Origin of the sequence: Serratia sp. PL17 (assembly GCF_017832355.1) — a bacterium.
Lineage (GTDB): Bacteria > Pseudomonadota > Gammaproteobacteria > Enterobacterales > Enterobacteriaceae > Serratia.
In genome coordinates, this window is the sequence record NZ_JAFIBY010000003.1 from 477,142 (window position 1) to 490,700 (window position 13,559).

10 protein-coding genes are annotated in these 13,559 nt (G+C 54.8%); 6 read left to right on the forward strand and 4 right to left on the reverse strand.

From position 1 onward, the window contains the following. Positions 1-301 precede the first annotated feature (301 nt). The 5 genes from puuR (at position 302) to JOE25_RS13875 (ending at position 6,831) form a co-directional block, all read left to right on the forward strand. The gene (puuR, locus tag JOE25_RS13855) at positions 302-859 is read left to right on the forward strand and encodes an HTH-type transcriptional regulator PuuR (RefSeq protein ID WP_209636040.1); all 558 of its coding nucleotides are present in this window, start codon (positions 302-304) and stop codon (positions 857-859) included. Positions 860-1,065: 206 nt separating this feature from the next. After that, complete coding sequence (locus JOE25_RS13860) at positions 1,066-2,577, forward strand: sugar ABC transporter ATP-binding protein (RefSeq protein ID WP_209636042.1); 1,512 nt, start codon at positions 1,066-1,068, stop codon at positions 2,575-2,577. Then, entirely contained in the window at positions 2,574-3,569 is a 996-nt protein-coding gene (locus JOE25_RS13865; protein ID WP_209636044.1) for an ABC transporter permease, read from the forward strand. The genes JOE25_RS13860 and JOE25_RS13865 overlap by 4 nt, the downstream gene beginning before the upstream one ends. A 255-nt stretch (positions 3,570-3,824) precedes the next feature. Beyond that, the gene (locus JOE25_RS13870; RefSeq protein ID WP_209636046.1) at positions 3,825-5,819 is read left to right on the forward strand and encodes a ligand-gated channel protein; all 1,995 of its coding nucleotides are present in this window, start codon (positions 3,825-3,827) and stop codon (positions 5,817-5,819) included. A 64-nt stretch (positions 5,820-5,883) separates the two neighbouring features. Then, positions 5,884-6,831 carry a siderophore ABC transporter substrate-binding protein gene (locus JOE25_RS13875; RefSeq protein ID WP_209636048.1) on the forward strand — a complete coding sequence of 316 codons (948 nt, stop codon included), beginning with the start codon at positions 5,884-5,886 and terminating at the stop codon, positions 6,829-6,831. A 745-nt stretch (positions 6,832-7,576) separates the two neighbouring features. Here the strand turns inward: JOE25_RS13875 and JOE25_RS13880 are convergent. Then, entirely contained in the window at positions 7,577-8,365 is a 789-nt protein-coding gene (locus JOE25_RS13880; protein ID WP_209636050.1) for an ABC transporter ATP-binding protein, read from the reverse strand. Next, on the reverse strand, positions 8,362-9,444 hold the full coding sequence (locus tag JOE25_RS13885) for an iron ABC transporter permease (RefSeq protein ID WP_209636052.1): 1,083 nt from the start codon (positions 9,442-9,444) through the stop codon (positions 8,362-8,364). The genes JOE25_RS13880 and JOE25_RS13885 overlap by 4 nt, the downstream gene beginning before the upstream one ends. Positions 9,445-9,800: 356 nt before the next feature. Between JOE25_RS13885 and JOE25_RS13890 the strand changes: the two genes are divergently transcribed. Beyond that, the gene (locus tag JOE25_RS13890) at positions 9,801-10,898 is read left to right on the forward strand and encodes a diguanylate cyclase (protein WP_209636056.1); all 1,098 of its coding nucleotides are present in this window, start codon (positions 9,801-9,803) and stop codon (positions 10,896-10,898) included. 95 nt (positions 10,899-10,993) lie between these two features. On the opposite strand, the gene JOE25_RS13895 is transcribed toward JOE25_RS13890, so the two are convergent. Further along, positions 10,994-12,472, reverse strand: a complete 1,479-nt coding sequence (locus JOE25_RS13895) for an amino acid permease (protein WP_037425538.1) — start codon at positions 12,470-12,472, stop codon at positions 10,994-10,996. Between the two features lie 200 nt (positions 12,473-12,672). Further along, positions 12,673-13,545 (reverse strand): DNA-binding transcriptional regulator YeiE, encoded by an 873-nt coding sequence (yieE, locus tag JOE25_RS13900; RefSeq protein WP_209636058.1) that lies wholly within the window; start codon positions 13,543-13,545, stop codon positions 12,673-12,675. Positions 13,546-13,559: the final 14 nt, after the last annotated feature.

Below are 13,559 nucleotides of genomic sequence, written 5' to 3' on the forward strand. Positions count from 1 at the left end.
CCGGCGCTCAAAATAACATCCATAATATGAAACATAGCTTTAACACAAATGGTTTGCAAATGTTACAATGCTGTTTGATTATTCGCCACCGACTGCTAAATTGATAAAATATTGACCGAAAAGGCGTTAACTGCCTTTTTATGTGCAGAATTTCGTCCGCCGAAACAGGGGGGATCATGGGCAATATATTTTCCAATTCCGTCGCAACTACCGATATCATGCTATGCCGATATCACTCAGACAGGCACCTGACTCCGATATTCATTTCTGCCTGTCGTTCCTACCAGAAGGAAGTACCGCTATGAGCAAAGTCAGCTTGGCGCCAGGTAAGCGCCTGTCACAGATCCGTCTGCAATTGGGTTTGTCGCAGCGCCGAGTCGCCGAACTGTCCGGGTTAACCCACAGCGCAATCAGCACCATCGAACAGGACAAAGTCAGCCCGGCTATCAGCACACTGCAAAAACTGCTGAAGGTCTATGGTTTGTCGTTGTCCGCGTTCTTTGCCGAACCTGAAGCCGCTAATGAACCCAAAGTGGTGATCGACGCCGAAGATTTGATCGAGATAGGTAGCCAAGGCGTGTCAATGAAGCTGGTGCACAACGGCAACCCAACGCGCAATTTGGCGATGATGCTGGAAACCTATCAGCCGGGCACCACCACCGGTGAGAAGATAAAGCATCAGGGTGAGGAGATCGGCACGCTGCTGGAAGGTGAAATCATGCTCACCATTAATGGCCAAACCCACTGCCTGACCGCTGGGCAGAGTTATGCCATCAACACCGGTATTCCCCACAGTTTCAGCAATACCTCTGCACGCGTCTGTCGTATCGTCAGCGCACATACGCCGACGACGTTCTGATAAAAGCCGGGTAAGGGCGTTGCGTTGCCCGTGATCTCGTTTGTATCGCGTCCCGTTCAGTGATGTCTCTTGCGCTGAACGGGCCCCCCTCTCGACGAAAAATCATTTTCGTCTCAGTTATGCCATTTAGTTTGTTGCGAGAAGCGCAATCTGTGTTACAAAAGACTATCTTTAGCCATCTAAACACCTAAACGTCTTTAATCACTATGCCAACCACTACGCCCTCACGCCTCGAGATGCGCAATATCTCGATCGCCTTTGCCGGATTCAACGCGCTGCAAAACGTCGACTTTACCTTACTGGGCGGTTCTACCCATGCGTTGGTCGGGGCTAACGGTGCGGGGAAATCCACACTGATGGCGATCCTGTCCGGTGCACATGATCATTACCGTGGAGAGATCTTTATCGACGGCCAAAAAGTGGATATTCATTCGCCACTGCAGGCACGCCAATATGGGATCCACGTGGTGCAGCAAGAAGTGGATGTGGCACTGATCCCCACGCTGTCAGTGGCGGAAAACATCATGCTCGATTGGCTTAATGAACCGGGCCATCTGCTCAATTGGCCACAGCTGTACCGGCAGGCAGCGCAGTTACTGGCCCAGTTGGATGTGAACATCAACCTGCGCCAGCGTTTGGCCGACTGTACGCTGGCGGAAAAACAGCAAGTGCTGCTGGCACGCGCACTGTCACACCGTTGCCGTTTCCTGGTGCTGGATGAACCCACCGCCCCGCTCGATCGCGCCGAGAGCGAACGCCTGTTCCGCGTTGTGCGCCGCCTCCAGTCAGAGGGCATTGGCATCGTCTTTATTTCACACCGCATTCACGAACTGAGTGAAATCTGCGATCGCTTAACGGTGCTGCGTGATGGCCGCCATGTCAGTGACGATGCCATGCAAGGCCTGAGTGGCGAGCAGATTGTTGAGAAAATGCTCGGTCACCGGTTGGACGATATCTTCCCGCCACGTCGCCCACCGCACGGATCTCGCCCGTTATTGCAGGTAGAAAACCTGCACGATCGCCATAAACTGCGCGACATCACGCTGCAACTGCATCAAGGGGAAATCCTCGGTATCGCTGGGTTAGCCGGCGCAGGTAAAACGGAGCTGTGCAAAGCACTGTTTGGGGCCTCCCCATCCCGCCTTGAGCGCGGAGAACTGCTGGGCAAATCCTGGGCTCCGCGCGCTCCGCACCTCAGCGTTGAACAAGGGCTGGCACTGGTGCCGGAAGAGCGGCGTAAAGAAGGCATTTTTATCGATGAGGCTATCCCGATGAACCTGAGCGTCAGCGCCGACGACAGCTTCTCACGCTGGAGTCTGTTCAGTCGCCGTCAGGAACTGCGCTGGGCGCGGGATATCATGCAACGCCTGAACATTCGTGCTTCTGGCCCTCAACAACGGCTGGCAAGGCTGTCCGGCGGCAACCAACAAAAAGTGGCCATTGGCAAATGGCTACGCGGTGATGCCAGCGTGCTGATATTTGATGAGCCGACCAAGGGCGTGGATATCAAGGCCAAACAAGAGCTTTTCACCCTGATCGACAGCCTGGCACGCGAGGGGAAAGGCATTATCTATGCCTCCGGTGAATTCTCGGAGCTGGTCGGCCTATGCGATCGCATCTGCGTGCTATGGGATGGGCGAGTCGTGGCGGAACTGAATGCCGCCGATATTGATGAAGAAACCTTATTACTGTATTCCACCGGAGGAACCCCAGCGTGAGTAAAGAATTATCCCTGCAGAATGCGCAACCCTGGCGCCATCAGCTGTTTGAGTTTCTCTACAAATGGGGGATGTTACTCACCGTTGTTGCGTTGATCGCCCTGTTTGGGCTGGCGTCGGACAACTTCCTCGATCCGAACAACATCATCAACATTCTGCGCTCGATCGCCATCGTTACGGTGATCGCTATCGGCGTGTCCATCTCGCTTTCGGTGGGTGGCTTCGACCTTTCCGTCGGCTCCACCGCTTCACTCGCGAATGCCCTGGTGGTTTCACTGTTCGTCTGGTACGGCTTCGGCACGACCGGGGCGATTGTGCTGACACTACTGATTTGTACGCTGGTTGGCCTGTTCAACGCCTTCCTGATCGTCGTATTGAAAATTCCCGACATGCTGGCGACGCTAGCCAGCCTGTTCGTGATCCAGGGCGTGGCCATGACCTACAGCTACGGCGGGTCAATCACCCAAAACATGCTGCTGCCGAACGGTGATATGGCTGAAGGCCTGATCCCGGACATTTTCTCCTCCCTGGGCCAGGTACCGGTGATCGTGTTGATCATGCTGGCGGTGACCATCGTGGTACAGCTTTTTCTGTCGCTGACCAAGCATGGCCGTCGCATGTACGCTATCGGCGGTAATCCGGAGGCCGCGCGTCTTTCTGGCATTCGCACCGTGCGTTACAGGGTTGCTGCCTACGTCATTTCAGCCCTGCTGGCCTCGCTTGGCGGCATATTGTTGGCGTCACGTATCGGATCTTCACAGGTGAACGCCGGCGGCGGTTATCTGATGGATGCGGTTGCCGCTGCCTATATTGGTTTCTCGCTGGCAGGCTCCGGCAAACCCAACGCGCTCGGCACATTGGTAGGGGCAGTGATCCTCGGCGTGTTGCAAAACGGCCTGGTGATGCTTTCCGTGCCCTACTATGCCATGGACATTATCAAAGGTCTGGTATTGGCCCTGGCGTTAGCGATTACCTATATCCAGAAACGCTGATGGCTCCACCGGCGCATACCTTGCTGCGCCGGTTTTCCCTTTAATTCATACGGTTAATGTTTCCCTTCCCTCGCAAACATACAAATGATACGAATTATCATTTGCGTTTACATTCTGTATAAAATCCTTACAATGGCCTGACGAAATACTGACGGAACGACGATCCTCGCAACGACGGGGCACGTTTCTACTTATTATTCAAACCGTTAAAACGACACTTTGTCGCTTTACATCAGACCAGGAAAGGTTTGCCTCATGGAAAAGCCACGTTATAACCAGCTTACTGCACTGATTATTGCCACAATCACCAGCGCCAGCGCTTTCGCTGCGCAACAAGACGCTCAGGACACCATGGTGGTGACCGCTTCCGGTTTCCAACAGAAAATCCAGGACTCCCCCGCGTCTATTTCTGTGATCCCACGTCAACAAATTGAAGACAAAGCCTACCGTGATATTACCGACGCGTTGAAAGACGTGCCGGGCGTGGTGGTGGTCGGCGGCGCCAGCAGCAGCGATATCAGTATCCGCGGCATGGCCCCCAAGTACACCCTGATCCTGGTCGACGGCAAACGTGTTGACACCCGTGGCACCCGTCCCAACAGCGATAACGCTGGCATCGAACAGGGCTGGCTACCGCCAATGGAAGCCATTGAACGCATTGAAGTGGTACGCGGACCTATGTCTTCACTGTATGGCTCTGATGCGATGGGTGGCGTGATCAACGTGATCACCCGCAAAACCTCCAATACTCAGGGCTGGAAAGGTTCACTGCACGGCGATTCCACCTTCCAGGAAAACAGCAATTCCGGCGATTTGTTCCAGACCAATGCCTATGCCTCCGGCCCGCTGATTGACGGTTTGCTGGGGCTGCGGGTCAATGGTCTGCTGTCACGCCGCGCCGAGGATAAAATCGTCAATGGCTTCAATGAACAGCGCATGCGCAGCGGTACCGCGGTATTCAGCCTGACGCCAAACGAACAGAACGATTTTGATTTTGAAATTGGCCGCTCTTTGCAAGATCGTAACAGTACGCCTGGTAAATCCATGGCGACCGAAAACTGCCGCAATAAGAAATGTACGCCTAACCGCGCCAGTGACAGCCTTTACACCCGAACCAACTACGCTGTAACCCACAACGGCTATTATGACTTCGGCAATACCACCAGCTACATTCAACGCGAAGAAACCAATAACCCAGGCCGTAATATGAAGATGTATAACACCATCTTCAACACCCAAAACCAGTTCGAACTGGGCGCTCACATGTTGAACATCGGCGGTCAGTACCGTTACGAAAAATTGAGTGACGGTGGCAACCAGATGGAAGCGGCAGATAAGTTGAACAAACTGACGCGCTGGAGCTGGGCGCTGTTTGCCGAAGACGAATGGGCGATGACCAACGACTTCAGCCTGACCAGCGGCATCCGTATGGATCAGGACCAGAACTACGGCAATCACTGGACGCCACGCATGTACGGCGTCTGGCACCTGACTGAACAGTTTACCTTGAAAGGCGGCGTTTCCGCCGGCTATCGCTCACCGGATTTGCGTCAATCCTCCGCCGGTTGGGGGCAAATCACCGGCGGTGGCCGCACATCAATCATTATCGGTAACCCGGATCTGAAGCCAGAAAAGAGCCTGAGCGAAGAAATCGGTATCATGTGGGATAACCTGCAGGGCCTGAACGCCAGCATCACCCTGTTTAACACCGACTTCAAAGATAAAATCACCGAAGTCCGTCGCTGCGACAGCGGTGATGGCGACGCACAGTGTATGATCGGCAACACGCCGTATTACTTTATCAGCGACCGTACTAACGTCGATAAAGCCAATATGCGCGGTGTGGAAACCACTTTCGGGTGGGAAATCACCAAAGACTGGCAGTTGACCACCAACTATACCTACACAACCTCTGAACAGAAGAGTGGGGATTTCCAGGGCAAACCGCTAAACCAGATGCCGAAGCATATGATTAACAGCGTATTGGACTGGCAGGCCACTCACGACGTCAGCCTGTGGTCCCGCGTTAACTTCCGCAGCAAGACTTCAGACTATATGAGCCGTTCGTCGATGGCTAAAAGCACACCGTCTTACACCTTTGTTGACGCCGGCCTCAGCTACCAGGCGAATAAAAACCTGATGGTCACCGGTGGGGTGTACAACATCCTCGACAAGACTGTCGATTATGATAACTACGGCACCACGCTCGATGGCCGCCGTTACACCGTCGGCATGACCTACAACTTCTAATGCCACACAGGGCGCGCACTCACACTGCGCGCCCTTTTTGTCACCTCTACCCAAGGAAGCCACAATGACTTTACGTCGTTCCCCTCTGGTTATCGCCTTGCTGGCCTGCATGGCGTTGGCAGGCTGTACCAACAAAACCCGCACCGCAGCCCCCGATGCCCCGGCGACGGTCAGTTTTCAACACCTTAACGGTACCACCGACGTGAAAAAGCACCCTCAGCGCGTGGTCGTTCTGGACTATGCGTCGCTGGAAACACTGCAGCTGCTGGGTGTCGAACCACTGGCACTACCGGGCAACCGCACCATGCTGCCGGACAGCCTAAAGCAGTACCAAGATGCCAAATACCTCAACGCCGGTACGCTGTTTGAACCAGACATGGCTACGCTACGTGCGGCCAAACCGGACCTGATCCTGATTGCCGGTCGCTCTTCCAAGGCGTATGCCGAACTCAGTGGCATCGCGCCGACGTTAAATATGGCGGTTGATCCACAAGATCAACTGGGTAGCCTGAAGCAACGCACACTGCAATTGGGTGAATTGTTCGATAAACAGCAGCAAGCGCAAGCCGCCGTCGACAAACTGGACGCCGAAATAGCAGCAATCAAGCCGCAGGTAGCCAAAGCCGGGCGTGGTCTGGTGGTACTGTTCTCCGGCGGGAAGATCAGCGCTTATGCGCCTAAAAGCCGCTTCAGCTTCACCTATGATGCCCTTGGGTTCAAATCAGCATTACAAAGCGAAAATCCCGATGTGCGTGGCAACAAACTGACACCCGAGCAGGTCGCTAAGTTGAATCCAGACTGGTTATTTATCATCGACCGTGACGCGGCAACCGGCCGTCCGAACGCCGTTGCGCCACAGAAGATACTCACCGGCACGGCACTGAAAAACACCGTTGCGGTCAAGAAAGGCCAGGTGGTGTATTTACCGGCGGCTGAGGTGTATCTGTCAGGTGGCATTATCACTAGCCAACATATCGTCGAACGCGTCGCTGACGCGCTGAATAAGAAGTAAATAAACAGGCGCGGTGATACCCTAATACGGGTCAGCTAAGCCTGACTGGCATTTTTTATTCGGTCTCTGTAGGTTCAGTGTAAGTAGAATTGCCATAAATATCTTATCTTTCTCTGTAGCCACAATGAATGGCAATTGGAGGGGCCGAAGGCGCGGCCCCTCCACCCGCGCCTTCGCTTAACACCGTCAGCCCTTCGGGTCCCCTCGCTGCACCTGCGTTGTCGGGCGGGTCGGCTACGACAAACGTCCCTGTTAGTCTCGCCTCAACCGGCCTTCCCTGGCCGATTGCCCCTGACAACGCCGTCTTGCTCGGCAGCCGGTGATGCGCACCAAGGTCAACCCCCGCATTGACAACCACTGGGCAACCTATGCCCTCAGAGTGACGTTGCGCGATGAAAGACAGTGAACATGATGGGATGAGCACGGGGTTGGGCGCCCTGAAGACGTCGAACGCAAGAACAACGCATAGGCGAAACCGCCATGGACGGCGGTTTCAGGCGAGACAGGCAGGGACGCCTGTCGTAGCCGGCCGTGATGCGGTGTGATGAAGTGAGAGCCGTTGGCGCAGCCAACCGTCTGAGTGGGCAAGAGCGCAGGTTGCAAGGGGCCGCGCTTACGGCCCCTTGCTCGGTCGAGGCGCATGAGCCTCATGGTGCTTCGCGCGCTTATCGACCGAAAATAACGTTGAACTCGCTAAAGAACATCTTAACCGATCGGTATTCCGACGATGCCGGGCCTTTTGGGCTTATATCGCGGGCTGGCTCACCAATCCGTCGATCAACACCTGGGGTGTCCCCTGCGAACAACGCTCAATGCGCCCGCGAACACCATAGACACGCGCCAAACTCTGTGGCGTGATCACCTCTTCTGGCGCACCGTCAGCAATCAATTCGCCGTCTTGTAACATCAATACATGATCACCATGGCGCAAGGCTATGTTGATGTCATGCACCACCACCACCGTGATGATATTGCGTTTACGGGTTTCTTTACGTACCAAATCCATCACGTGGAACTGGTAGTTAAGATCGAGTGCGCTCAGCGGCTCATCCAGCAGCAATAAGGACGGCTGACGGATCAACGACTGTGCCAATCCAACCAACTGCTTCTGACCGCCCGAAAGCTGATCGAGATAACTCAATGCCAAATGGGCAATGCCAAGCTGCTCAAGCAGCGCCATGACTTCCGCCTCACTGCCGGCGTTGCTGCGGCCACCCGAGGCACGTTGCGCCACGATGATTGACTCCAGCACGTGCAAATGCACCCCAGCGGGCAGTGATTGCGGCAAATACACGACCTTTTCTGCCCGGCGGGCAAAAGGGATCTGCATCAGATCGATGTCGTCCAGCCACAGTTGCCCCTGTGCTGGGTTCAACCCGGCCAGTGAACGCAGCAGCGTCGATTTTCCGCTGCCGTTTGGCCCCAGCAGCACGGTAATTTGGCCACGAGGCAGCATGGGAACCGCCAGATCGGTGATCACCTGACGCTTCGGGTAACCAGCGGAGAAGTGCTCAATACGCAATCCCTGATTCATACATTACCCCGGTGACGCAGAATAATACTCAGGAAGAACGGCACGCCCACCAGCGAGGTGACGATACCGACCGGAATGATAATGCCCGGGATCAGGTTTTTAGACGCCACAGAGGCCATCGACAGCACCAGCGCGCCAATCAGCGCACTGGCCGGCAGATAGAAACGGTGATCTTCACCGAAAATCATGCGCGCGATATGCGGTGCCACCAGGCCGATAAAGCCAATCGGGCCAACAAAGGCAACCGCTAATGCAGAAAGAATACTGATACGCAACAACGTGGTCAGGCGCAGCCGGCGCACGTCGATACCGAAACTTACCGCCCGATCCTCACCCAAACGCAGTGCGGTCAACTTCCACGAGCTCATCATCGATAACGGCAACAACACGGCAAATACACCAAGCAGAATACCCAACTTGTCCCATGAAGCACGCGCCAGGCTGCCCATGGTCCAGAACACCAGCCCCTGCAACGTATCTTCGCTGGCAATAAATTGCATCATGGAAACCAGTGCATTAAAGGTGAACACCAACGCAATGCCAAACAGCACCACGCCAGACGTCGCAACACGTGTCCAGCGCGTAATGCCATCGAGCATCAGTGCCGCAAACAGGGCAAAAATAAACGCGTTGGCGGAGATAAACCATTGGTCCGGTATGCCAGGTACGCCAATGCCCAACACGATAGCCAGAGCCGCACCGAACGCCGCAGCGGACGAAACGCCAAGGGTAAACGGGCTGGCAAGCGGATTGTTCAAGATGGTTTGCATTTCTGCGCCAGCCAAGCCAAGCGCAAACCCGACCACCACGGCCATCAATGCATAAGGCAAACGGATATCCCAGACGATCACCCGCGTACCGGCATCTGCCGCCGCAGGGTCAATCAGCGTTTGCCACAAGGAGGACAGTGAAAGCCCGGAAGGCCCCATGGTAAAGTCCAGCAGCAGCGAACCCAAAATCGCCAGTGCCAGCACCCCCATCATCAATAAACGGTGACGGAGAATATGGTGATAACGCCCCATCACATTGACGCTGGGTTGCCCCTTGGTCCCAGGGATAGGATCGGTGGATACGCTCATTATTTCGGATACCTGTTACGACAATGACCATCGCGGCTGCAAACGGCCGCTTGAACCTGATAAGCAGCCGATAACAATAAAGCAAACGATAATACTTATCAATCATATCAATAGCTATTAGCTGTCATATAAAGATGTAACACTTTATTTTATAACGCTATTCACCCAATCCCCCCGATAACCCCGTGAAAGCACGCAGGGTTAACAATTCCGAAAGTGAGGCCCCACCCCGCCTGGCTGTGACAAATCGCAACGAAACCACATAGAATCCGAAGCCTGACCGCCAAACGGCGTGCCAATCGCGCCAAGCTCGCTCTTTAAGGCTTATTGGCGAGGTCCTGATTAATGAGGCTGCAATGAGAAGTCGACTCCCCACGTTAACGCCTAAAAGGCCCGCTCTGCTGCACTGGCTGGTACAAAGCCCACAGCATACGGATGATGCCCAATTTCAACGCCAAATGCGGCTTAGGTTGCTGCCTTCTCCCGCAACACCCTGGCTCAATGCCGCCGGTGTGGTGGTGCTGCTGCTGGGGTACATCTGGTTGACCCATAGTGCACTCGGTGCCGCGCTCTTGGCCTCACTCTTACTGCTGACCGGCGGCCGTTGGTGGCTGACGCGCGTCAATCCGCCACGCTGGCCCAATGCCATGCTTGTGACAGTGCTGTTGTGGTGCGCATTGGTAGGCGCAACCGCGCTGTTGGTCATGTTGTCAGGCCGCATGGTGCTTATCCTGTTCGCCGGCCTGTTGATTACCGGGCTGGCTTTCTGGCTGATGCAGCGCCATGCCGCCGCACCACGCTTTGCCTTGCTGGAAATCATGCTGCTGACGCTGCCCTATCTCGCGGTCGCGCCGCTATCGCGCGTACAGAATCTGTTTTTACTGGCAGACATCATCCCGCTTTGGCTCCTGTTAGCCCATGGGCTGATCGCGTTTTACCATCGCCAGGTCACTCAACATGTCACACTGACAGCCGAAAAACACAAAGCGGCCCACCAGGATCGTTTAACCGGCTTCCTCAACCGCGCAGGCGGTGAAGCCGTCATGCAGGAGGTTTGTCGACCTTCAGCAACGATGCATCCGCTTTCCCACCTGTTTATTATCGAATTTACCCCGCTGGCCGCACTCTATCAGAGCCACGGCGTTCTCATCGGCGACGACGTATTACGCACCATTGGCGAGCGCTTGAAAATGCTGGTTCGTCCCAGCGATTTTGTTTGTCGCTATACCGGAGGCCAATTCCTGATCCTGGTACACGGCCTACCTTACGGTTCTGAAGGGGAGTTTCTGGCGCGTATTGTCCCGCCACTGCAGGCGCCCTACGATTTTGGGGCTTTTGGTGAGGTGTCGCTGCAACTGAACACCGGCGTGCTGGCGTTAACGCAGGATTATCAGAAGGTTGAGAATCTGATGGCCGCAGCGCAACACGCGCTGACAATCAATGGGAAGGAATAACGCGGCGGTATCCCGCCACGTGATATGCGCGTTGTCTTTCAAGCTGCAGCCGAACTTTTCGACCGCAGCCTGAAATCCCGGGGCATAACCCGAGGTTACTTCACGTCCATTTTCGGGAATTCCATTTCGCTGTACTTCACGACACGGGTGCCGCGCGTCAGCTTATAACCGAACCAGATAATCAGGAACAGTGGAATACCGATATAGGTGGCTGTCACACCGTACCAGTCAATTCGGTCTTGCAGGAATGCCTGGTAGTTCTGCCCCAACGTAATGATCAAACACAGGACGAAGGCAAAAATCGGCCCCAGCGGGAAGAAACCGGAACGGTATGGCAGGTCGTTCAGATCACGCCCCTGAATCATGTAGCCACGACGGAAACGGTAATGACTGATGGCAATCCCCAACCAGGCGATAAAGCCGGTCATGCCCGAGGTATTCAGTAGCCACAGATAAACTGACTGATTACCGAACATTGAGCTCAAGAAACACAGGCCCGCGACCACGGTAGTGGCGTACAACGCGTTGCGTGGCACCCCACCCTTCGACAGTTTGGCAAAAATACGCGGCGCTTTACCTTCTGATGCCAGGGTAAACAGCATACGGGTGGATGCGTACATCCCAGAGTTACCGGCGGACAGTACCGCAGTCAGAATAACCGCATTCATCACCGCCGCAGCCGACAGCAAACCGGCGTGCTGGAAGACCAGCGTAAATGGACTGACGCTGATGTCTTTTACATCGTTACGCAGCAGGCTCGGATCGGTATAAGGAATGATCAGGCTGATAATCAGAATGGCAAAGATATAGAACAACAGGATACGCCAGAACACCTGACGCACCGCGCGCGGGATGTTTTTACCTGGGTTTTCCGATTCACCGGCAGCGATACCGATAAGCTCGGTCCCCTGGAACGAGAAGCCGACGATCATCGCCACGCCAATCATTGCCGAGAAACCGCCGGCAAACGGCGCGTCACCAATGGTCCAGTTCTGCCAGCCTGCGTGTTCGCCGCCTTTAAGGATGCCGAAAATCATCAGCACGCCAATACCAATGAAGATAATGACGGTGGTCACTTTGATCAGCGAGAACCAGTATTCTGCTTCACCGAAGCCTTTGACTGAAATGTAGTTCAACAAGAACATCAGGCCGAGGAACAGTGCGCTCCAGATCCAGCCTGGGGTGTCCGGGAACCAGTAGGTCATCACCAACTGCGAGGCCACCAGGTCAACGGCGATGGTCACAGCCCAGTTGTACCAGTAGTTCCAACCCAGCGCGAAACCAAAGCCTTCTTCGACATATTTCGCGCCGTAGGTGGAGAAAGAACCCGATACCGGCATAAAGGCCGCAAGTTCACCCAGGCTGGTCATCAAGAAGTAGACCATCAACCCAATCAGCGCATAAGACAGCAGTGCCCCACCAGGGCCAGCCTGAGAAACCGTCGCACCAGAGGCGACAAACAGACCCGTGCCGATAGAACCACCAATAGCAATCATGGTTAAGTGCCGCGCCTTCAGCTCGCGGCGCAATCCGGGTGCTTGTTGCCCCGATGTTTTTATATCCTGCTGAGCCATTCTTACCCTATCTGCTGGTCAAAAAAAATGAGGGCGGATTGTAACAAATACCCGCCAGCGAACTAGTAACATTGCACTGATATAAGATAGCTTCATAATTCAGGGCTAATTATTAGCAACGGTCGGGATGGCCTTACTTACTGTCATTAATGTGACAGGGAGCAGCTTTTTATGCTTTGTTTCACCTTATGGAGACGTTATCAAGGCTGAAACGCGCAATAACTCAGGAAACGCTGTAGAGCACTGGAGATATGCTTTTGCCGATGGTGAATCAAATACAACGTGCGCATCAGCGGAGGCAACGGCACCTGTAGCTCCACCAGCACACCGCTTGCCAACTGCTCGCAAATCACCCGGCGCGACAGGCAACTGATCCCCATACCGTGGCGAACCGCATGCTTTATCGCTTCCGAGTTGCCCAGCTCCATCACTAACTGAAAGTGGGGTAAATGCGCCAGCAGCAGGTGATGCAGTACTTCACGCGTACCCGAACCGCCCTCGCGCAGGATCCAGGGGGCTTCAGCCAGCATCGTCAAGGTCAGTGGTTGCCCCGCCAACGGGCTATCCGGCGCAGCGAACACCACCAGCTCGTCTTCCAGCCACGGCTGAGTGACCAATTCAGGCATATGACAAGGCCCCTCGATCAGCCCCAGGTCAACCCGGAAGTCAGCGACTGCACCGATCACGTCCTGGCTGTTGCCAACGTTGAGCTCCAGCGGAGTCGAAGGGAAATCATGCCGATAATGGGCGATCATCTCTGGCAGCATATAGTTGCCGATGGTGCTGCTGGCACCGATACGCAGCGCACCGGCATCATGACGGAACAACTGTTCAATTTCTCCCGCTTGTTCCAGTAGCGCCAGCGCCTTCGGGTACAGCAGTCGGCCATGTTCATTAATGACCAGACGCTTGCCGACACGATCGAACAACTGTACGCCCAACTGCCCTTCCAGATCGGCCAGCGCTGCACTGACCGCCGACTGTGATAACGCCAGAACTACGGAAGCCTGCGTGGTCGAACCGCTTTTAAGCACTTCGGTAAAGACTTCTAATTGACGTAAGGTAATATGCATAGCGTCTCGGTATT

Excerpts from the sequence above, each read along its gene's own strand:
- JOE25_RS13890 (WP_209636056.1), top strand. The coding sequence starts at position 9,801 with ATGAGAAGTCGACTCCCCACGTTAACGCCTAAAAGGCCCGCTCTGCTG.
- JOE25_RS13870 (WP_209636046.1), top strand. The coding sequence starts at position 3,825 with ATGGAAAAGCCACGTTATAACCAGCTTACTGCACTGATTATTGCCACA.
- JOE25_RS13875 (WP_209636048.1), top strand. The coding sequence starts at position 5,884 with ATGACTTTACGTCGTTCCCCTCTGGTTATCGCCTTGCTGGCCTGCATG.
- JOE25_RS13860 (WP_209636042.1), top strand. The coding sequence starts at position 1,066 with ATGCCAACCACTACGCCCTCACGCCTCGAGATGCGCAATATCTCGATC.
- JOE25_RS13885 (WP_209636052.1), bottom strand. The coding sequence starts at position 9,444 with ATGAGCGTATCCACCGATCCTATCCCTGGGACCAAGGGGCAACCCAGC.
- JOE25_RS13895 (WP_037425538.1), bottom strand. The coding sequence starts at position 12,472 with ATGGCTCAGCAGGATATAAAAACATCGGGGCAACAAGCACCCGGATTG.
- yieE (WP_209636058.1), bottom strand. The coding sequence starts at position 13,545 with ATGCATATTACCTTACGTCAATTAGAAGTCTTTACCGAAGTGCTTAAA.
- puuR (WP_209636040.1), top strand. The coding sequence starts at position 302 with ATGAGCAAAGTCAGCTTGGCGCCAGGTAAGCGCCTGTCACAGATCCGT.
- JOE25_RS13880 (WP_209636050.1), bottom strand. The coding sequence starts at position 8,365 with ATGAATCAGGGATTGCGTATTGAGCACTTCTCCGCTGGTTACCCGAAG.